This window comes from Pseudomonas sp. NPDC089396 (assembly GCF_044749545.1).
GTDB lineage: Bacteria > Pseudomonadota > Gammaproteobacteria > Pseudomonadales > Pseudomonadaceae > Aquipseudomonas.
Map to the genome: position 1 here is coordinate 108,726 of NZ_JBIVIC010000014.1, position 21,275 is coordinate 130,000.

Consider the following 21,275-nt stretch of genomic DNA (forward strand, 5'->3'; position numbering starts at 1 on the left):
TGTTTTGGGGTTTTTTGGGGTTTTCCGGCGCCACTGGGCCCCCCAACTAAACAAAATTTTTTTTTTGGGGGGGGGGGGGGGGGGGCGCGCCGGGCCCCCCGGCGATAGGGCCGCAGCAGACGTTTGCGGTCACTCGGCATCCAGATGCATCGGGGTAATCACCCGACCATCCGTTTCAGCCTGCCCCAGGCTGGTGTCGATGAAGTACACCCGGTCATCCTCCAGCTTGCCCTTGTCGACCAGGTAATCCTTGATGCTGCTGGCCCGCTCCTGACCCAAGGTGCGCAGCAGGGCCGCACTTTCCGCCCATGACTTGATCACCGCCTCGCGTAGCTTGGTGGTGCGCTCGTCACGACTGAGCTGTTGCCATTCGGCAGGGGGCTGCTGCTTCAGGCGATTACGGTAGATACCTTCGAGCATCGCCGGCTTGTCACTGTCGTCGACCACCAGCATCGAGGCGTTGGCTGGCACCTTGTCGCCACGGCGTTGCAGGATCTTGTACCAGGTCGCCTGGTACTCGCGCTCCAGGCGCTGCTGCGCGATCAGCGGGCCATCGCTGCTCTGGGCACTGGTGCCTTCGATCTCCAGGCGCAGCTCAGGGCGTTCCTTGAGGGCCGAGGCCAGCTTGTCCAGGGCCGACTTCGCATCGCCGCTCAGTTCACTGGACCCAGGGGCGAAGGCTACATTGCCAAGGTCTTCCGAGCCACCACCGGTAATCAGCCCACCGATGAACTTGAACGGCGCCTGGGCCGCGCGAAGCACCAGGTTGCGCAGCGTCTGCCAGACAATCGGCATGACGCTGAACTGCGGGTTGTTGAGGTCACCGGATACCGGCAGTTCGATCGAGATCTTGCCTTCGGTGTCCTTGAGAAGCGCTACCGCCAGGCGGATAGGCAGGTCCACTGCATCCGGGCTGTCGACCTTCTCGCCCAGTTGCAATTGCTCAACCACGACCTTGTTCTCGGCCTGGAGCTGGCCGTTGGTGATCTTGTAGTGGAGATCGAGGTTCAGACGGCCCTTGCGGATACGAAAGCCCGCGAACTTACCGGAGTAGGGCGTCAACGTGGTCAGTTCGACGCGCTTGAAGCTGGTGGCGATATCCAGGCTGGCCAGCGGGTTGAACGGGTTCAACGCGCCCTTGATGGTGACCGGCGCGTAACGGTCGACCTTGCCCTTGACGTCCACCTTGGCCGGCGCCGGCTTGCGGTTGTCGATGGTGCCGATCTGGCCATTGAGCTGCTGCACGGCGGTGGCGAAGTTGGGGGTCAGGGTGAGGTCGGCAAAATTGGCAGAGCCATCGTTGATGTTGATCTGGCCAATACGCACGCCCAACGGCTTGCTCGCCGGCGCGCTGGCAGCTTTGGTCTTGCCGGAGGAGGCGCCGGCGGGCTGCGGAATCAGCAAGTCATCGACGTTGGTGGTGCGGTCTTCGTTGATGATGAAGCGGGCATACGGCTGTAGCAGGGTCACCTTGTCGATCGAAACGGCATCGCCGTGCACGTAGGACAGGCCGTCGACATTCAGCTGCTGCCATTTGACGAAGTCGCGGTCCTTGATGGTGTCCAGGGTGTGCAACTGGTTGACCTGGGCCTTGCCGGCCACGGTGAAGGCCAAGGGCTCGGTGCTCTTGAGGTCGACCTTGAGATCACTGGCGAGCATGCCGCTGCGCAGCTCCAGGCGAATGAACGGGCTGAGGTAGGCCTGGGCGATGCGCAAGTCGATATCGCGGGTGCTGACATCCAGCTTGGCCGTCACCGGTGCCAGGTTCACCTGGCCTGCGGCTTGCAGTTTGCCCTGCTTGCCGATACCGGTGTCGAGCTTGAGGGTGAAGGGCGACTGGTTGAGGCTGTCGAAGCCCTGCAGGTCGACGTTCAACGGCCCTACGTCCAGCGCTACTGGCTCCTTCTGGCTGCGGTCGGCCAGGTGCACCTGATAATTGCGCAGCTGCACGTCCTGCAGCAGTACCTGCCACGGTTTGCTCGGTTCCTTGGCGGCCTGCTCTTCAGGGGTAGGCTCGGCAGCGGCCGGTTCGGCCTTTTCCTTGGGCGTAGCCTTGGCCGGTTGGCTGGCGAACAGCTTCTGCCAGTCGAGCTGGCCGTCTTGTTCGAGGGCGGCCCAAGTCTCCAGTTTCTCGCTGCGGACCTTGCCCACGGTGACCAGTTGCTTGCCCAGGTCGATGGAGGTTTCGCTCACATCCAGGCTGGCCAGGCGCACCAGTGGGCGGCCATCCGGTGCCTTGATGGCGAACGGCGCGATTCGCATGGAGGTGTTGTCCAGCAGCAGCTCGGTGGTCTTGGACAGGTTGAGCTTGTAATGGGTGTCGAGGTGGAACACGCCGTCTTCCAGCACCAGCGGCACGGCGTCGCGCACATAGGGCCAGAACAGTTTCATCTTGCCATCGGTGATCTTCAGGGTGCCTTCCGAGGCGATCGGCGCCAGGCTCAAGGTGCCGCTCCAGTCCACGCGCCCGCCGTTCGGCCCGCGCGCCACCAGGGTCATGTCGGCGTTGTCGTCGGGCAGGGTGCTGAGGTTCTTCAGCTCCAGGTTCATGTCGTCGTAGATGAACTCGATCGGCTCGCTCGGGCGCTGATCGGCAAAGTGCAGGTAGCCGCCGCTCAGTTTGATGCTGCCGATACGCAGCGGGAACGGATCACTGGGCGGCTGCTCGGCTTGCGGCTCGCTGGCAGGCAGCTTGAACAACTGGGTCAGGTTGAGCGTGCCGTCCTTGGCGAACAGCACCTCATTGCGCGGCTTGTCGAGCTCCACGGCCTGCAGGTGCAGGGCGCCTTTCCACAGGCTGTCGAGCGCGAGGTTGGCGTACAGCCGTGCGAAACCGACTTGCTCCTTGCCGGGCTCGCCGATCTGCAGGCCCCACAAGGTCAGCTCGAGGCTGAACGGGTTGAATTCGATACGTTCCAGCTTGGAAGGCACGGTGGCGTATTGCGCCAACTGCTGGTTGGCGATGCGCAGGCCGACACCGGGGAGAATCAGGAAACCAAGCAAGCTGTAGAGGGCCACGAGAGCCAGCACGGCGCCGAGGGCGCGAGTCAATCCTTTGTACATGTGTGCATCGTCTGTCAAAGCAGGAATGCTTGGAGTATGGCACGTTAAATCGGTTCCGCTGATGCGACCAATTCCCTCACTCGATGCCCATGCGCCGCCTGGCCCGATGCGCCGAGCCATCGCGCATCGCCCAGCGCAGCACGGGCGCCGTGCGCTTCAAGCCCAGGCGAATCATGCGCCGCTGCAACGGCCCGTGCTGCAGGCCGAGCATGGCCTGGGCCCAATCCGGCAACAGATCGATCCCGGCGTGCAGCATCAGCTTGCCCACAGGTTGGGCGAGGCGGCTAGGGGCGGGGGCCTGGAGCAGGATGTCGAGCACTTCCAAACTACGGTGATCGCAGTGCAGGTGTGCACGCATGTGTCGCAGGTAGTCGTCGACCTGCTGGCATGAGCGCGGTACGTCACGCGCGCCAAGGCGCTCGGCGATCAGCGCGATTTCGGCGTAGTAAGCGTCCTGATCGGCGCGTGACAGCAGAGGGTCGCGATAACGCAAATGGGCGGCGAGGAAGCTGCTGACTTCGGCCACATGCACCCAGGTCAGCAAGTCCGGGTCGCTGGCGGCATAGGGCCGGCCATCGGGCGCGGTACCGGTGACCTGCAGGTGGATGGTGCGTACCTTGTCGATCAGCCAGTTGGCATCGCGGGTCGAGCCGAAGGTGGTGCCGGAGATGAACTGGCTGGTGCGGCGCAGGCGGCCCAACAAGTCTTCGCGGAAATTGGAATGGTCCCATACACCGGCCAGGGCGAGTGGGTGCAGCAACTGCAGCAGCAAAGCGCTGATGCCTCCGACCAGCATGCTCGGAAAATCGCCGTGCACTCGCCAGCTGAGGCTGTGCGGGCCGAACAGCCCCGGGTCGCCTTTGGGCGACTCCAGGTCGAGCTGGCCGAGGGCCAGCCCGGTAAGGCTCATGACCTGGGTTTCGATGCGGCGACGTAAGACTTCCATGGCGACCTGTGGTTCAGGGCGGCCACGGACGGTGGCCGCCAGCTATTGATTGAGGCGTGTGTCGATCAACCCCTGGACCACGCTCGGATCGGCCAGGGTCGAGGTATCGCCCAGGTTGTCCAACTCGTTGCAGGCGATTTTGCGCAGTATACGCCGCATGATCTTGCCCGAGCGTGTCTTGGGCAAGGCCGGGGCCCACTGGATCAGCTCAGGCTTGGCGAAGCTGCCGATTTCCTTGCTGACCAGTGCCAGTAGCTCGGCCTTGAGCGCATCGTCCGGGGTAACACCGTTCATCGGGGTAACGAAGGCATAGACGCCCTGACCCTTGAGATCATGTGGATAACCGACCACGGCCGCTTCGGCGACACTGTCATGCAGCACCAGTGCGCTTTCCACTTCCGCGGTGCCAATGCGGTGGCCGGAAACGTTGATCACATCATCGATGCGGCCGGTGATCCAGTAGTCGCCATCAGCGTCGCGGCGAGCGCCGTCGCCGGTGAAGTAGTAGCCGGGCAGGGGTTTGAAATAGGTGTCGACCATGCGCTGGTGGTCACCATAGACGCTGCGGATCTGCCCTGGCCAGCTGGCCTTGATCGCCAGCAGGCCGGCCCCTGGACCTTCGATCAACTTGCCTTGGTCGTCCAGCAGCACCGGTTGCACGCCGAACATGGGCTGGGTGGCACAGCCGGGCTTGAGGTTCTGTGCGCCGGGCAGCGGCGTGAGCATGATGCCGCCGGTCTCGGTCTGCCACCAGGTGTCGACGATGGGGCAGCGTTTTTGCCCGACCTCTTCGAAGTACCACTCCCAAGCCTCGGGGTTGATCGGTTCGCCGACGCTGCCGAGCAGGCGCAGGCTCTTGCGCGAGGTGCTCTGCAGCGGCTTGGAGCCCTCGCGCATCAGCGCGCGCAGGGCGGTGGGCGCGGTGTAGAAGATGTTCACCTGGTGCTTGTCCACCACCTGCCAGAAGCGCGACGTGTCGGGGTAGTTGGGCACGCCTTCGAACATCAGCGAGATCGCACCATTGGCCAGCGGGCCGTAGACGATGTAGCTGTGGCCCGTGACCCAGCCGACGTCGGCGGTGCACCAGAACACCTCGCCGTCGCGGTAGTCGAATACCACCTTGAAGGTCAGCGTCGCTTGCAGCAGGTAGCCAGCGGTGGTGTGCAGCACGCCCTTGGGCTTGCCGGTGCTGCCTGAGGTATAGAGGATGAACAGCGGGTCTTCAGCGTCCATCGGCTCCACTGGGCACTCGTCACCGGCGTTCTCGGTAGCCTGGTGATACCAGAGGTCGCGGCCCTCGCTCCAGGCGACCTCGCCGCCGGTACGGCGCACCACCAGCACGCTGTTGACCGCAGGGCAACTGGCCAGGGCCTTGTCGACGTTCTGCTTGAGCGGGATGCGCTTGCCGCCACGCACGCCCTCATCGGCGGTGATCACGGTGCGGCAGTCGGCATCGAGAATGCGGTCGCGCAGGGCGTCCGGGGAGAAGCCGCCGAACACCACCGAGTGGATGGCGCCGATGCGTGTGCAGGCGAGCATGGCATAGGCGGCCTCGGGGACCATCGGCATGTAGATGCATACCCGGTCACCTTTTTTTACCCCGCGTGCCTTGAGGGCATTGGCCAGGCGGCACACCTGGCGGTGCAGTTCGCGGTAGGTGATGGCCTTGGCGTCCTTGGGGTCGTCGCCTTCCCACAGCAGGGCGGTCTGTTCGCTGCGCTGGGCCAGGTGGCGGTCGATGCAGTTATAGCTGACATTCAGTTGGCCGCCGTCGAACCAGCGGGCTTTGCCGGTCTTCAGGTCGCATTGCTGCACGCTGGACCAGGGTTTGATCCAGTCCAGGCGCTTGGCTTGCTCGGCCCAGAATTTGTCGGGGTCTTCGATCGACTCGCGGTAGAGGCGGCGGTAGTCGTCGGGGGAAAGGGTGGAGGACTGGCTGACGGCCAGGGCCTCGGGGTAGTTGCGGATATCGAACATGGCGGGTGGTCCTTGCGCTTGTCGGGGGCGATAGGGGCCTACAGGATCAACCGCGGTGACGGCCGCGGAAGTAGTTGATCAGGCCTTGGGTCGAGCCATCTTCGGCGCTGTCTTCAAGGCTACCCACCAAGCGTTGGTAGACACCCTTGCCCAGCTCCTTGCCCAACTCCACGCCCCACTGGTCGAAGGCGTTGATACCCCAGATCACGCTCTGCACGAATACCTTGTGCTCATACATCGCCACCAGTGCGCCCAGACGGCGGGGGCTGATGCGTTCGACCACCAGGGTGTTGCTCGGGCGGTTACCCGGAATCACCTTGTGCGGCGCAAGCTTTTCGATATCGGCTTCGTTCAGGCCCTTCTGGCGCAGCTCGGTCTCGGCTTCCTCGCGGGTCTTGCCGAGCATCAGCGCCTGGCTCTGCGACAAGCAGTTGGCGTACAGCCACTGATGGTGGTCGGAGACCGGGTTGAAGCTGACCACCGGAACGATGAAGTCCGCCGGAATCAGCTGGGTGCCTTGGTGCAGCAACTGGTGGTAGGCATGTTGGCCGTTGCAGCCGACGCCACCCCAGATCACAGGGCCGGTGTCGGTCTTCACGGGTGAACCATCCTGCAGCACGCTCTTGCCGTTGGACTCCATATCCAGCTGTTGCAAGTGCTTGGTAATGTTACGCAGATAATGGTCGTAGGGCAGGATCGCGTGACTCCGGGCGCCCCAGAAGTTGCCGTACCAGACGCCCAGCAGGGCCAGCAGCACCGGCATGTTCTTGTCGAACGGCGCGGTCTGGAAGTGCTGGTCCATGGTGTAGGCACCCGACAGCAGTTCCTTGAAGTTCGCGGTGCCGATGGCCAGTGCGATCGGCAGGCCGATCGCCGACCACAGCGAGTAGCGCCCACCCACCCAGTCCCACATCGGGAAGATGTTTTCTTCGCGGATGCCGAAGGCCATGGCGGCGGCCTTGTTGCTCGATACCGCGATGAAGTGGCGATACAGCTCGGCTTCCGAGCCGCCCTGGGCCAGGTACCAGTGGCGTGCGGCCATGGCGTTCTTCAGGGTCTCGAGGGTGTTGAACGATTTCGACGAGACGATGAACAGGGTGGTTTCGGCTCGCAGGTTGGCCGACAGCTCATGGAATTCGCTGCCGTCGATGTTCGCCAGGTAATGGCAGCGTACGCCACGCTGGGCATAGGGCAGCAGAGCTTCGGAAACCAGTTCGGGGCCGAGGAACGAGCCGCCGATGCCGATGTTGACCACGTCGGTGATCGGCTTTTCGCTGTAGCCGCGCCACAGGCCGTCATGAATACGCCCCACCAGCTCGGTGATCTGGTTGAGCACCTTGTGCACGTCCGGCATCACGTTCACGCCGTTGACGCTGAGCTTGTCGCCCACCGGGCGGCGCAGGGCCGTGTGCAGGACCGGGCGGCCTTCTGAGGCGTTGATGATCTCGCCGCTGAACATCGACTTGATCGCATCCTGCAGGCCGACTTCTTCGGCCAGCTTGACCAGCAGCTCGCGGCTTTCGTCGGTGATCAGGTTTTTTGAGTAATCGAGGAACAGGCCGCAACAGCTCAGGGAGAACTGTTCGAAGCGTTTTTCGTCGGCGGCGAACGCTTCACGCATGCTGAAGTCTTGCATGGCGTCGCGGTGTTGCTGGAGTGCCTGCCAGGCAGGCAGGGCCGTAACATCTTGGGGTGTACGGTAATACGCCATTGAGCAGAATTCCTTGATGCGTGGTGGGGCTTGGACAGGGCAGTCGATGCCGGGTTCAGGCTGGCCATCATTATAGGCAAAGGTCACGCACAGGGAATGGGGGGCGCGGGGGATTTGAGAGGGGGGGGGCGCCACGGCGCCCCCATCGCCGGCAAGCCGGCTCCCACAGGTACACCACTGTTCTCGAGAACGGCGCAAACCTGTGTGGGAGCCGGCTTGCCGGCGATTGGGCTGCAAAGCAGCCCCAAGCCGTTAAGCGGTCTTCTCTTCCAGATGCAGGTACAGGTTGTCGATCAACCGAGTGTTACCCAGGTAGGCAGCGGCCAGTATCACCAGGTCACGGTCGCCAAACGTGGCCGGGCGCAAGGTCACGGCATGGCGTACTTCCAGATAATCCGGACGCAGGCCTGCAGCGATCAGCTGTGCCTTGCTCTCCTCGACCAGCGCCGGGAAATCGACCTGACCACGGGCGATGGCCTCGCCGAGCTGTTTCAAGGTGCGATACACCACAGGGGCCGTGGTCCGCTGCTCAGGCGTGAGGTAACCATTGCGCGACGACAGCGCCAAACCGTCCTCGGCGCGCACGGTGGGCTCGCCGATGATCTGGATGGGCATGTTCAGGTCACGCACCATGGCGCGGATCACGGCTAGCTGCTGGTAGTCTTTCTCGCCGAACACGGCAAGGTCGGGCTGCACCATGTTGAACAGCTTGCTGACCACCGTGGCCACACCCTCGAAATGCCCTGGGCGGCTGGCGCCACACAGGCCTTCGGACAGGTTCGGCACGCTGACACGCGTCTGCACGCTCATGCCATCGGGATACATCTCTTCGACAGTGGGTGCGAACAGCAAGTGGCAGCCGGCATCCAGTAGGCGTTGCTGGTCGGCGGCGAGGGTGCGTGGGTACTTGTCCAGGTCTTCGTTGGCGCCAAATTGCAGCGGGTTGACGAAGATGCTCGCCACGACGAAGTCGGCACGCTGGGCGGCCTTGGTCACCAGGGCGGCATGACCGCTGTGCAGGTTACCCATGGTCGGCACGAAGCCGATCCGCTTGCCTTCGCCGCGGGCACGGGCGATGGCGGCGCGCAGTTCGCGGACGGTCTTGACTGTATTCATGCGCTGAACCCGTGTTCGCTGCCTGGGAAGCTGACCTCTTTTACCGCCGTGACGTAGGCGGTGAGGGCGCTTTGGATATCGGGCTGACCAACCATGAAGTTCTTGACGAATTTCGGCACCCGTCCGCTTAGCGACAAGCCGAGCATGTCGTGCAGGACCAGCACCTGGCCATCGGTGGCGCTGCCGGCGCCGATGCCGATTACTGGGATGCTCACCGCCTGGGTGATTTCCGCGGCCAGTTCGCTGGGCACGCATTCGAGCAGCAGCATGGCCGCGCCCGCCTGCTCCAGGGCGATGGCATCGGCACGCATCTGGCGCGCTTGCGCTTCATGGCGTCCTTGGACCTTGTAGCCGCCAAGGACGTTGACCGTCTGTGGGGTCAGGCCCATGTGCGCGCACACCGGCACGCCGCGTTCGGCCAGCAGGCGAATGGTTTCGGCCAGCCAGGCGGCGCCTTCGAGCTTGATCATGTGGGCGCCGGCCTGCATCAAGGTGGCGCAATTGGCGAAGGCCTGCTCAGGCGTGGCATGGGCCATGAAGGGCAGGTCGGCGAGGATCAGCGCACCGTCGTTGCCGCGTTTCACGCAGGCAGTGTGGTAGGCCATCTCGGCGGTGGTGACGGGCAGTGTGCTGTCATGGCCTTGCAGGACCATTCCCAGGGAGTCGCCCACCAGCAACACTTCGACGCCAGCCTGGCTGGCGACCTTGGCGAAGGTCGCGTCGTAGCAGGTCAGCATGGTGATCTTTTCACCCTTGGCCTTGAGGCCGTGCAGGGTGGTCAGGGTTACTTCAGGCATGTAGGAAAATCCTCGTTCAGGCGCTGTGAAAAACGACTGCAAACAACGCGTGTAGTCATCTTCCGGAGCGGCACATCATCGCGTGTGATGTTCGGTTACAGGTCCGTCCGGGCCTAAATACGGGTGTGCGGCACTTTGGCGTCACACGGGACGCCTATAGTCGTGAGCGAGGTGGGGGAAGTCAATGACCCTGTTACCGCATTGTTACTATCAGGGTGTTACTGGCGTTACTTCAAGCCCGAGCGCCCGTATTACAGGCGCTCCAGGCCGACGTACGGGCAGGCTGAGAGCAATTGGGCGAGGGCGCGGCCATCGGCCAGCTGGAAGTCTTCCGGTACCAGTTCGGCCAGCGGGTACAGCACGAAGGGGCGGGCGTGCATGTGGTAGTGCGGCACTTGCAGGCGCGGCACGTCGATGACCTGGTCGCCGTACAGCAGGATATCCAGGTCCAGCGTGCGCGGCCCCCAGCGCTCTTTGCGCACGCGGCCCTGGCCATGCTCGATGGCCTGCAGGGCGTCTAGCAGGGCCAGCGGATCGAGCGAAGTATCCAGCGCGGCGACAGCGTTGGTATAACGCGGCTGGCCGGGCAGCAGCGATTCGCTGGTGTACAGGGCCGAAGCCGCCGCCAGGCGGGTGTCGTCCAGCTGGTCCAGCGCCTGCAGGGCATTGCGCAGTTGTTCGGCCGGGGCATCCAGGTTGCTGCCCAAGCCGACATAGGCCCGCGTGTTCACTCGAACGCCTCGTCACCGCCGCGTTTGCGCTTGCTACCGCTGCGCTTGCGTTTGCGCGGGCCGGCGGCGGAGCCTTCATCACGGCTGCCCAGCTCGCGGATCATGTCGCGGCGCTGGCTGTCGTTGGCGTCCTGGTAGTCGGTCCACCACTGGCCGAGCTCTTCGGTTTCCTCACCGGCGCTTTCACGCAGCAGCAGGAAGTCATAACCGGCGCGGAAACGTGGGTTGTCCAGCAGCAGGTCGGCACGCTTGCCGCTGCGCCGTGGCAGGCGCTCCTGCATGTCCCAGATTTCGCGAATCGGCAACGTGAAACGCTTGGGAATGGCGATGCGCGCGCATTGTTCGGCGATCAGGTCGTGGGCAGCACCGTTCATGGCCGGAATCGGTGGCACGCCTTGGTTCTGCAGGTGCAGCACGCGGCTTGGCAGGGCTGGCCAGAGCAAGGCGGCGAAGAGGAAGGCCGGTGTTACCGGCTTGCCTTGCTTGACGCGCAGGTCGGTGTTGTTCAGCGCCTGGCTGATCAGGGTGTGGGTGTAGGTCGGGCGTTCTTCCAGGGCATGGGCACTGGCCGGGAACAACGGCTCGAACAACTCCAGGTCGACCAGCATTTCGAAGGCGATCGCGCCTTGGCCGGAGAGGAACAGCTTGAGGCATTCCTCGAACAACCGCGCAGGCGGGATCTCGCGCAGCATCGGGGCCAGTTCGCGGATCGGCTTGAAGGTGTGCTTCTCGATACCAAAGTCGAGCTTGGCCGCGAAACGCACCGCGCGCAGCATGCGCACCGGGTCTTCCTGGTAACGGTGGGTCGGGTCGCCGATCAGGCGCAACAAGCGGTTGCGGATATCGTGTACGCCGTTGGCGTAATCGAGCACGCGCTCGCTGACCGGGTCGTAGTACAGGGCGTTGATGGTGAAGTCGCGGCGCTGCGCGTCTTCTTCCAGGCTGCCGTAGACGTTGTCCCGCAGGATGCGGCCGCTGGCATTGTGCGACGAACGGTGGCTGTCGCCCTGGTCGTCTTCCGAGTGATGGGCGCGGAAGGTGGCGACTTCGATGATCTCACGGCCGAAATGCACGTGGACCAACTTGAAGCGCCGGCCAATGATGCGCGCATTACGGAATTCGGCGCGAACCTGTTCGGGGGTGGCGCTCGTGGCGACGTCGAAGTCCTTGGGCGTGATGCCCAGCATCAGGTCGCGGACACAGCCACCGACCAGGTAAGCCTGGTAGCCCGCACTCTGCAGGCGCTCGACGATGTTCACCGCGTGGCGGCTGAACTGGTGGCGCTGCAGCGAATGTTGGCTCTTGTTAATCACCTCAGGCGTGGTGCGCTTGTGGTGCTGGCCCGGTACGGGAGGGCGGAAAGACTGGAACAGCTTCTTCAGCATGGGATGCACTGTGTGAAGGAATGTTCGGCCAAGAATAGGAGAATGGCCGCATGATGGGCGGGGATTCTAGCATTTACTCGGGGAATGGTGTAGGCGGTCGCAGGTTGGCCTGCTGGAAGGGAGAAACGACAAGGGGAGCCTAAGCTCCCCAAGAAGTCGTTGCGTGCTCTTATTGTTTTTTTACTGGGCTTCTTGTTTTTGTTGAGTGCCCTGTCCACAAAACGCAAAGCTTGTGGACGACCCCCAATACGGGGGTAAAGAGCAAACGGATTGCTTTGGCCGCTGATGTCACGTTGACCTTTCGGTCCAACCAGTTCAGGCGCTGCTTTTTAGTGCAGTTTTTGTTGTTCTCTGCCTGGTCGTGGGGCAAGCCCCAAACACGCATCCTCTCCAAAAGAATCAGTTAGCTGCGCCTCCGCCGTCTTGTTTTTATTGTGCGTGAGCCGTTTCGTCTTGTTCTTATTCTGAGTTGCTGTGCTTGTTATTGTTCTTGTACCAGACATATAGCAGGTGCCGTGCCAACTTTTGGAAACTCAATGAAATCAAGGGTTTGAGCGGAATGAGGGAGGCGAGGCGGGCCAGAAATGTCGAAATTTCGTTACCGTATGCCTCGGGGACTGTTACGCCGAGAAGGGTGGGTAACAGATTTTTGCGGGAACTGATGTGTTACTGAGGGGGTGGGGTGTGGCCACCGACCTCATCGCCGGCAAGCCGGCTCCCACAGGAAGAGGGTGGTCTAACTGTGGGAGCCGGCTTGCCGGCGATGAGGCCTGAGAGGCCACAGCGAGATCACTCGCTGGTGGCGTTGCTCTTGCGGCGCGGAATGCCCAAGCGCTGGCGACGCTCCCACAGGCACTTGCGGCTGACCCCAAGCTTGCGGGCCAGCTCGGTCTCGGTCATGTGATCCTGATGTTCGAGTACGAAATGCTGGAAGTAATCTTCCAGCGACAGGTCCTCGGTCGGCTCATGGCTGGCGCTGTTGGCGCTGGCGCCGGTTGTGACCATGGCATTGTCGAGCAGATCGTCGTCCTCGAGATCGCTCAACTCGATGTCGATACCCAACAGTTCGGCGGAAATTTCCGCGCTCTCGCTCAGGATCACCGCACGCTCGACAGCGTTTTCCAGTTCACGCACGTTGCCGGGCCAGCTGTAGTGACGAATAGCTTGTTCGGCTTCTGCCGAGAAGTGCAGGTCGTCGCGGCCGATGCGTGCGCTCTGGCGAGCGAGGAAGGCATTGGCGATTTCGTTGACGTCGCTGCCGCGCTCGCGCAAGGCAGGCAGCTTCAGGGCAATCACATGCAGGCGGTAGTAAAGGTCTTCGCGGAACTGCCCGGCCTTGGCCAGGTTCTTCAAGTCGCGGTGGGTCGCGGCGATCAGGCGCACATCGACCTTTTGCGACTGAACCGAACCGACGCGGCGGATTTCGCCTTCCTGCAGCACGCGCAGCAAGCGCGCCTGGGCCTCCAGCGGCAATTCGCCGATCTCGTCGAGGAACAGCGTACCGCCATCAGCGGCTTCCACCAGGCCAGCACGCCCGGCGCTGGCGCCGGTGAACGCACCTTTCTCGTGGCCGAACAGTTCCGACTCGATCAGGGTTTCGGGAATGGCCGCACAGTTCACCGAGATCATCGGTGCCTTGGCCCGCCGCGACAGGTTGTGCAGGGCGCGGGCGACCAGCTCCTTGCCGGTGCCGGACTCACCCTGGATCAGCACGTTGGAATCGGTGGGCGCCACCTTGCGGATCTTGCTGTACATGTCCTGCATCGGCGGGCAAGAACCGATGATGCCGATCTCGCCATTGGCCGCTGCCGGGCTGGCCTTATCGGCCGGCGTACCCTTGCCATTGGCACGTGGTTCGGCGGCCGGGGTGGGCGCGGGAGCGTTCTGTCGGTCGCGCAGGATGCGTGCCACGGCCTGGAGCATTTCATCGTGGTCGAAGGGTTTGGCGATGTAGTCCACCGCGCCCATCTTCATCGAGTCCACCGCCGAGCGCAGGCTGGCGTAGCTGGTCATGATCAGTACCGGCGTGCCCTGGCCGAGCTTGATCAGCTCGGTGCCCGGGGCGCCAGGCAGGCGCAGGTCACTGACGATCAGGTCGAAGGTGGCAATGCTGAAGCGTTCCTGGGCTTCCTGAACCGAGCCGGCTTCGCTGACCTGGTACTGGTTCCGTTCAAGCAGACGACGCAAGGCCGAGCGGATGATGGTTTCGTCTTCGACGATCAGAATGTGCGGCATTGATTCAATTCTCTCGACGGTCTCGAATTTCTGGGGACGTCGCTACGACATGCCGGGGCAGGGTCACGCGGATCCGGGTGCCACGTTGCCGTTCGATATCGGCCGGGCTGTCGATGGTGATTTGCCCATAATGCTCTTCCACGATGGAATAGACCAGAGCGAGCCCCAGTCCAGTGCCTTCGCCCGGGTCCTTGGTGGTGAAGAAGGGTTCGAACAGACGGTCCATGATGTTCTTCGGAATCCCGCTGCCTTCGTCTTCGACGATCAAGTCGACGGTGTGCTCGTTCGCTTCGCTGCGCACACGCACGGCACTGCCGGGCGGTGAGGCGTCGCGGGCGTTGGAGAGCAGATTGATCAGTACCTGGGCCAGGCGCTGTGGATCCCCCTCGGCCCAGTGTTCCGGGTCGCAGAGGTTGAAGAACTGTACTTCGAAATTGCGCCGGTTCAACGCCAGCAGACCGATGGCGTCCTGCGCCACCTCGGCCAGGCAAACGGGCTCTTCGCTGTTCTGATGGCTGCCACCGGCATGGGCGAAGCTCATCAACGACTGGACGATGCGCGATACCCGTTTGGTCTGTTCGAGGATCTGCCCGGACAGTTCGATGAGCTCGCCGTCGCCTTCCCGTTCTTCGCGCAGGTTCTGCGCAAGGCACGCGATGCCGGTGATCGGGTTGCCGATTTCGTGGGCCACGCCAGCCGCCAGGCGGCCGATACTGGCCAGGCGCTCGGAGTGCACCAGCTTGTCTTCCAGGGCCTGGGTTTCGGTGAGGTCTTCGACCAGCAGCACCAGCCCGCTGTTACCCGGTGCCAGCGGCTCGTCGATCGCCGCCTTGTGCAGGTTCAGCCAACGCGGTTGGCCATCCAGCGCCAGGCGCTGCTTGTGCAGGTGTTCATCGGGCACATTGATGAAGCCCTGCAACAGGCCCCGCCACGGTTCACTGATGGTCACCAGGCGCGAGCCGACCACGTGCTTGGCGGCGATGCCGGTCAGCTCCTCCATGGCCTTGTTCCACATGAGGATTTCCTGGTCCTTGGCCAACGAGCAAACGCCCATGGGCAGTTCCTGCAAGGTCTGGCGGTGGTAGCGGCGCAAGGCGTCGAGCTCGGCCGCAAGGCCGGTGAGGCGCGAGTGATAGTCTTCCAGGCGGCTTTCGATGAAGTGGATATCTTCGGTGACGTAGTTCTCGTTACCGGATTTGTACGGCAGGAACGTCTCGACCATGTCCTGGGCCACGCTCGGCCCCATCAACCCCGAGAGGTTGGCCTCGATGCGGTCGCGCAGGCGGCGCAGGGCATAGGGGCGGCGTTCGTCGAACGGCAGGTAGAGGTCACGCAGGGCCTGTTCGACCTCCTTCTGCGCGGCCTTGGCGCCCAGTGGCTTGGCCAACTGGGTGGCGAACTCCTGCGGCGAGGCCGCATGCAGCTCGCGACGCTGTGGGCGGCGCACGTTGTCCACGGCACAGGCTTCGGCGGCGCTCACTTCTTCGGTGCTGGCATTGGTGAACAACGAGATCAGCGTGAACAGCAGCACGTTGGCCGCCAGCGAGGCGATGGCCGCCATGTGCCAGCTGGTGTCGTCGAGCACATAGATCATGTCCAGCAGCGGGATGTAGAAGCCCTGCAGGTTGCCCAGCAGCGGCAGCAGCATGGTCACCATCCACACCAGGGTGCCCGCCAGCAGGCCGGCAATGAAGCCGCGGCGGTTGGCGGTCGGCCAGTACAGCACCGACAGCACCCCAGGCAGGAACTGCAAGGTGGCGACGAAGGCGACGATGCCCAGGTTGGCCAGGCTCTGATGGTTGTTCTGGGTCAGGTAGAACATGAAGCCGGCAGTGATGATCGCGACGATCAGGGCGCGGCGGGTCCATTTCAGCCAACGGTAGATGTTGCCTTCCGCCGGTGGCTGGTACAGCGGCAGCACCAGGTGGTTGAGGGCCATGCCTGACAACGCCAGGGTGGTGACGATGATCAGCCCGCTGGCAGCGGAAAGCCCGCCGACGTAGGCCAGCAGCGCCAGCGCCTCATTGTTCGCGGCAATGCCCAGGCCCAGGGTGAAGTATTCGGGGTTGGTGGTGGCGCCCAGGCGCAGGCCGGCCCACAGCACCAGCGGCACGGCCAGGCTCATCAGCAGCAGGAACAGGGGCAGGCCCCAGCTGGCGCTGACCAGCGAGCGTGGGTTGAGGTTCTCGGTAAAGGCCATGTGGTACATGTGCGGCATGACGATGGCCGAGGCGAAGAACACCAGCAGCAGGGTGCGCCAAGGGCCCTCCTGCAGCGGGGTGTGCAGTGCCGCCAGGGCGGTCTGGTTCTGCAGCAGCCACACTTCGAGGCCGTGTGGGCCACCGAACACGCCATACAGCGCGTACAGGCCGATGCCGCCCAGGGCCAGCAGCTTGATCACCGATTCGAAGGCGATGGCGAATACCAGGCCTTCGTGTTTTTCACGCGTGGCGATGTGCCGTGAGCCGAAGAAGATGGTGAACAGGATGATCAGGGCACAGAAGGCGAACGCCACCCGCGCCTTGACCGGCTCGCCGGTGAGGATGCTGATCGAGTCGGCGACCGCCTGGATCTGCAGGGCCAGCAAGGGCAGCACGCCGATCAGCATGATGACCGTGGTCAGCGCACCAGCCCAGGTGCTGCGGAAGCGGAAGGCCAGCAGGTCGGCCAGCGATGAGAGCTGGTAGGTGCGGGTGATCTTGAGGATCGGATACAGCAGCACCGGCGCCAGCAGGAAGGCGCCGGACACCCCCAGGTAGCAGGCGAGGAAGCCGTAGCCGTATTGATAGGCCAGGCCCACCGAGCCATAGAAGGCCCAGGCACTGGCATATACGCCGAGCGACAGGGTGTAGGTCAGCGGGTGGCGAATGATCGAACGGGGAATCAGCCCGCGCTCGCTGATCCAGGCCACGCCGAACAGTACCATCAGGTACGCGGCGCTGATCAGGATCATCTGGGTCAGGCTAAAGCTCATCGGCATCTCGTTGGCTCTGCAGGATGAAGGTGACGACGATCAGGATCAGCCAGAGCAGGTAAGGGCGGTACCAGGCACCGGTCGGTTCGATCCACCAGTCCATGATGGCCGGGGAGAACAGGTAGATCCCCACGACCAGAAGCAGGACCAAACGATAGATGTACATGCTGGCCTCGATGGTTGGGCGCTGCGGGCTTGGACTTATTATTGGCGCAAATGGCTGGGGCGATGCTAGCGGGAATCGGTAGTGTTCGCCAAGGGTTTGAAATTATTGGGCTTTTGAATTTCAGGTGGGCTGCCAGTTCTGGCTCTATCGCCGGCAAGCCGGCTCCCACAGGTACTCCGCCTGCCCACTACCTGTGGGAGCCGGCTTGCCGGCGATAGGGCCAGTGAAACCTCAGTGCAAATCGGCCTCTGGCACCGTAGTTCGCTGCACGATCGCCTCCGGCCGCCACCGTTGCCGCGCCACCTCAAGCACTTCGGCCGGTGTCGCGATCAACAGTTCAGGTTCGGTTTCCTGCCCCAAAGCGCGCAGCGCCCGCAACAACAACGGCGTCGCCTGGCCAGCCTCGAGCGGCGGCGAGCGGTATGACTTGCCCAGCTTGTGGCCATCCGGTTGCACGATCAGCGGAATGTGCAGGTAACGCGGCTGCGAGAAGCCCAGCAGCTCTTGCAGGTACAGCTGGCGTGGCGTGTTGTCGAGCAGGTCGGCGCCGCGCACGATATCGGTCACACCCTGCCAGGCATCGTCCAGCACCACCGCCAGTTGGTAGGCATACAGCCCGTCCCGGCGCTGAATGATGAAATCCCCCACCTCGCGGCCCAAGTGCTGCTGGAAGTCACCCTGCACCCGGTCCTTGAAGCGGTAGATCAGCTCCGGCACCCGCAGGCGGATCGCAGCACCTTCGCGAGCATGCCCGGCGTTACGGCAAAAACCCGGGTAGATGCCGTCATGGCCTTCCAGCTGCTTGCGCGAGCAGGTACAGGCATAGGCCAGGCCCATGTTGAACAGGCGGTCGACCACCGCCGCGTAGGCTTCGTGACGCTGGCTCTGGTACACCACCTCGCCATCCCACTCCAGCCCATAGCGGTCGAGCGTTTGCAGGATCGCGTCACGGGCGCCGGGCATTTCCCGTGGCGGGTCGGTGTCTTCCATGCGCAGCAGCCAGCGGCCATTGACGGCGCGGGCATCCAGCCAGGAGGCGAGGGCGGCGACCAGCGAACCGAAGTGCAGGAAACCGCTGGGGGTTGGGGCGAAGCGCCCGATGTAGGAAGAGTCGTTCATGGGCCGTGCTGGGTAAGAAATGAAACGGGGCGCATGATGCGCCCCGTTTGGATGGGAGAAAGGTCAGCCTTTGCCGACGGTTTTTTCCTTTTTCTCCGCGATTTCCTTGCAGTCGAAGCACAGGTCGGCGGTCGGACGGGCTTCCAGACGGCGCAGGCCGATCTCGATGCCACACGACTCGCACCAGCCGTACTCGTCGTCCTGAATCTTCTGCAGGGTCTTGTCGATCTTCTTGATCAGCTTGCGCTCGCGATCGCGGTTGCGCAGCTCCAGGGCAAACTCTTCTTCCTGGCTGGCACGGTCGGCCGGGTCGGGGAAGTTGGCCGCTTCGTCTTTCATGTGGTCCACGGTGCGATCAACACTGACCATCAGCTCGCCTTTCCAGGCATTCAGCAGCTTGGTGAAGTGCTTTTTCATGGGCTCACCCATGTACGCCTCACCCTTGCTTTCGACGTAGGGCTCGACACCGTACATGGTCTGGACTTTTTGCTTTTCTACGGTGGACATGAATAGACCGCCTCTCACTCATCTGATCCAATGCGCAGGCTGCTCCATCTCCGGCACCCGCCGGCCCTGCGACTGCGAGCCGCCGAACTTACCAGATAGATCGGGGGTGCGCTACCCCGCCCGATCCTAGGGTTTGACCGCGCCGTGAGGCGCACGTTCGGTGCCGCGCAGAGGTAGAATCACCAGTTTAGACCCAATTGAGAGAAGGTCATGGCCCACCCATACAGTGCGCGCAGCCGCGCCATCGAACCCTTCCACGTCATGGCGTTGCTGGCGCGGGCCAACGAGCTGCAGGCGGCCGGCCACGATGTGATCCACTTGGAAATCGGCGAGCCAGACTTCACCACCGCCGCTCCCATCGTCGAGGCCGGCCAGGCCGCCCTGGCGGCGGGACATACCCGCTACACGGCGGCACGTGGCTTGCCGGCACTGCGCGAGGCGATCGCCGGTTTCTACGGGACGCGCTACGGCGTTTCGGTCGACCCCGAGCGCATCCTGATCACCCCAGGTGGCTCCGGCGCCTTGCTGCTCGCCGCCAGCCTGCTGGTCGACCCCGGCAAGCACTGGCTGCTGGCCGACCCGGGCTACCCGTGCAACCGACACTTCCTGCGCCTGGTGGAAGGGGGTGCGCAGCTGGTGCCGGTGGGGCCGGAGGTCAATTACCAACTCACCGCCGACCTGGTCGAACGCTATTGGGACAAGGACTCCGTCGGCGCCCTGGTGGCCTCGCCGGCCAACCCGACCGGCACGGTGCTGAGCCGCGATGAGCTGGCCAGCCTGTCCAAGGCCACCCGTGAGCGCCACGGGCATCTGGTGGTGGATGAGATCTACCACGGGCTGACCTACGGCATGGAGGCGCCGAGCGTGCTGGAGGTGGATGACTCAGCCTTCGTCCTTAATAGTTTTTCCAAGTATTTCGGCATGACCGGTTGGCGGCTGGGCTGGCTGGTGGCACCGCCCAATGCCGTAGCTGACCTGGAAAAACTCGCGCAGAACCTCTACATCAGCGCCCCAAGCATGGCCCAGCACGCTGCGCTGGCCTGTTTCCAGCCTGAAACCCTGGCGATTTTCGAGGAGCGCCGCGCCGAGTTCGCCCGCCGCCGCGACTATCTGCTGCCGGCCCTGCGCGAACTGGGCTTCCGTATTGCGGTGGAGCCGCAGGGCGCGTTCTACCTCTATGCCGATATCAGTGCCTTTGGCGGTGATGCCTTCGCCTTCTGCCGACACTTCCTGGAAACCGAGCACCTGGCGTTCACGCCGGGCCTGGACTTCGGGCGCCACCTGGCCGGCCACCATGTACGCTTTGCCTACACCCAGAGCCTGCCGCGCCTGGAAGAGGCAGTACAGCGCATCGCCCGAGGGCTGCGGAGCTGGCAGGGCTGATGGTGTTCTTTCCTTTACTCGAACAAGGGCGCCTGCTGCGCCGCTACAAACGGTTTCTGGCCGATATCGAACTGGCCAACGGCGAGCAGCTCACCATCCACTGCCCCAACACCGGTTCCATGCTCAATTGCATGCGTGAAGGCGGACACGTCTGGTTCAGTCGCTCCAACGACCCCAAGCGCAAGCTGCCAGGCACCTGGGAGATCAGCGAAACCCCTCAGGGGCGCCTGGCCTGCATCAATACCGGGCGGGCCAACGCGTTGGTCGAAGAAGCCCTGCGGGCGGGTGTGATCGCTGAATTGGCGGGTTTCACTGCACTCAAGCGCGAGGTGGCCTATGGCGAGGAGGGCAGCCGCGTGGATTTTCGTCTGGAGTTTGCCGAAGGGCCGGCCTATATCGAGGTCAAGAGCGTGACCCTGGGCTACCCAGACACTACCGTGGCGGCCTTCCCGGACGCGGTGACCCAGCGTGGCGCCAAGCACCTGCGTGAACTGGCGTCGCTGGCCCGCCAGGGTATCCGCGCCGTGCAACTGTACTGCGTGAACCTCACCGGCATCGAAGCGGTGCGCCCCGCCGAAGAAATCGACGCCGCCTATGCCGCGGCGTTGCGTGCTGCGGTGGCCGATGGCGTTGAAGTGCTGGCTTACGGCACGCGACTGGATGCCTCGCACATCATCATCGACCGTCCGCTACCGGTGCTGCTCAACCCGTAAACCAGATACCCTGGCTGTCTTCCCGGCAGCCCAGGGCCTGCAATGCCTCGCCTTCGCACGGGCCGGCCACGCATTCGCCACTCTCGATCAGGAACAGGGCACCGTGATGGGCGCAGTGGATCAAGCTGGCGCTGTCATCCAGAAAGGCGTCCGCTGCCCAGTTCAGCGGGATGCCCCGGTGCGGGCAGCGATTGCGGTAGAGGTGCACCTGGCCTTGGCGGCGCACGCCGAACAGATCGAGGCCGTCTACGCTGAAGGCGCGGCTGTGGCCTTCGGCCAGCGCTGCGGAAGTACAAAGAAAGTGCATTGCAAGGACGACTCGTGAAACCAAGGGATAGCTTGACGCTTCAATGCGAATAATTATCAAATTGCCCGCATTCGCTGCGCCCGGTGGTCTATGGTGCGCAGTTCTGTCGCCCGCCACAAGGTTGGCGGCCCGCCTTCAGAAGGAA

Annotated in this window: 16 protein-coding genes; 2 read left to right on the forward strand and 14 right to left on the reverse strand. The window is 63.4% G+C overall.

Annotation, left to right across the window (positions count from 1 at the left end):
- Positions 1-129: 129 nt before the first annotated feature.
- From ACIPZB_RS22550 to dksA, 13 genes are all read right to left on the reverse strand, one after another.
- Positions 130-3,063, reverse strand: a complete 2,934-nt coding sequence (locus ACIPZB_RS22550; protein ID WP_400642737.1) for a DUF748 domain-containing protein — start codon at positions 3,061-3,063, stop codon at positions 130-132.
- 76 nt (positions 3,064-3,139) lie between these two features.
- Complete coding sequence (locus ACIPZB_RS22555) at positions 3,140-4,009, reverse strand: oxygenase MpaB family protein (RefSeq protein WP_400642738.1); 870 nt, start codon at positions 4,007-4,009, stop codon at positions 3,140-3,142.
- Between the two features lie 42 nt (positions 4,010-4,051).
- A complete protein-coding gene (acs, locus tag ACIPZB_RS22560) occupies positions 4,052-5,986 on the reverse strand; it encodes an acetate--CoA ligase (RefSeq protein ID WP_400642740.1) in 1,935 nt (644 codons plus the stop codon).
- 46 nt (positions 5,987-6,032) lie between these two features.
- Positions 6,033-7,697 carry a glucose-6-phosphate isomerase gene (pgi, locus tag ACIPZB_RS22565; RefSeq protein WP_400642742.1) on the reverse strand — a complete coding sequence of 555 codons (1,665 nt, stop codon included), beginning with the start codon at positions 7,695-7,697 and terminating at the stop codon, positions 6,033-6,035.
- A gap of 252 nt (positions 7,698-7,949) precedes the next feature.
- The gene (gene panC, locus ACIPZB_RS22570) at positions 7,950-8,813 is read right to left on the reverse strand and encodes a pantoate--beta-alanine ligase (protein ID WP_400642744.1); all 864 of its coding nucleotides are present in this window, start codon (positions 8,811-8,813) and stop codon (positions 7,950-7,952) included.
- A complete protein-coding gene (panB, locus tag ACIPZB_RS22575; protein ID WP_400642746.1) occupies positions 8,810-9,610 on the reverse strand; it encodes a 3-methyl-2-oxobutanoate hydroxymethyltransferase in 801 nt (266 codons plus the stop codon). Before panB ends, panC begins: the two co-directional genes overlap by 4 nt.
- Positions 9,611-9,861: 251 nt before the next feature.
- Entirely contained in the window at positions 9,862-10,341 is a 480-nt protein-coding gene (gene folK / locus ACIPZB_RS22580) for a 2-amino-4-hydroxy-6-hydroxymethyldihydropteridine diphosphokinase (protein ID WP_008092316.1), read from the reverse strand.
- Positions 10,338-11,726, reverse strand: a complete 1,389-nt coding sequence (locus tag ACIPZB_RS22585) for a polynucleotide adenylyltransferase PcnB (protein WP_400642748.1) — start codon at positions 11,724-11,726, stop codon at positions 10,338-10,340. The genes folK and ACIPZB_RS22585 overlap by 4 nt, the downstream gene beginning before the upstream one ends.
- Positions 11,727-12,515: 789 nt before the next feature.
- The gene (locus tag ACIPZB_RS22590; protein WP_400642749.1) at positions 12,516-13,961 is read right to left on the reverse strand and encodes a sigma-54-dependent transcriptional regulator; all 1,446 of its coding nucleotides are present in this window, start codon (positions 13,959-13,961) and stop codon (positions 12,516-12,518) included.
- 4 nt (positions 13,962-13,965) lie between these two features.
- Positions 13,966-16,941 carry a sensor histidine kinase gene (locus tag ACIPZB_RS22595; protein ID WP_008092311.1) on the reverse strand — a complete coding sequence of 992 codons (2,976 nt, stop codon included), beginning with the start codon at positions 16,939-16,941 and terminating at the stop codon, positions 13,966-13,968.
- Complete coding sequence (locus ACIPZB_RS22600) at positions 16,925-17,101, reverse strand: hypothetical protein (protein WP_003250005.1); 177 nt, start codon at positions 17,099-17,101, stop codon at positions 16,925-16,927. The genes ACIPZB_RS22595 and ACIPZB_RS22600 overlap by 17 nt, the downstream gene beginning before the upstream one ends.
- A 231-nt stretch (positions 17,102-17,332) precedes the next feature.
- Positions 17,333-18,220: a tRNA glutamyl-Q(34) synthetase GluQRS gene (gluQRS, locus tag ACIPZB_RS22605; protein ID WP_400642750.1), complete on the reverse strand. Its 888-nt coding sequence runs from the start codon at positions 18,218-18,220 to the stop codon at positions 17,333-17,335.
- 63 nt (positions 18,221-18,283) lie between these two features.
- Positions 18,284-18,727, reverse strand: coding sequence for an RNA polymerase-binding protein DksA (dksA, locus tag ACIPZB_RS22610; RefSeq protein ID WP_008096946.1), 444 nt, complete (start codon positions 18,725-18,727; stop codon positions 18,284-18,286).
- 210 nt (positions 18,728-18,937) lie between these two features.
- Between dksA and ACIPZB_RS22615 the strand changes: the two genes are divergently transcribed.
- A complete protein-coding gene (locus tag ACIPZB_RS22615) occupies positions 18,938-20,110 on the forward strand; it encodes a pyridoxal phosphate-dependent aminotransferase (protein ID WP_400642752.1) in 1,173 nt (390 codons plus the stop codon).
- Positions 20,110-20,823 carry a DNA/RNA nuclease SfsA gene (sfsA, locus tag ACIPZB_RS22620; protein WP_400642753.1) on the forward strand — a complete coding sequence of 238 codons (714 nt, stop codon included), beginning with the start codon at positions 20,110-20,112 and terminating at the stop codon, positions 20,821-20,823. The genes ACIPZB_RS22615 and sfsA overlap by 1 nt, the downstream gene beginning before the upstream one ends.
- On the opposite strand, the gene ACIPZB_RS22625 is transcribed toward sfsA, so the two are convergent.
- Complete coding sequence (locus tag ACIPZB_RS22625; RefSeq protein WP_008096927.1) at positions 20,813-21,130, reverse strand: Rieske (2Fe-2S) protein; 318 nt, start codon at positions 21,128-21,130, stop codon at positions 20,813-20,815. The two genes, sfsA and ACIPZB_RS22625, sit on opposite strands and share 11 nt — an antisense overlap.
- Positions 21,131-21,275 lie beyond the last annotated feature (145 nt).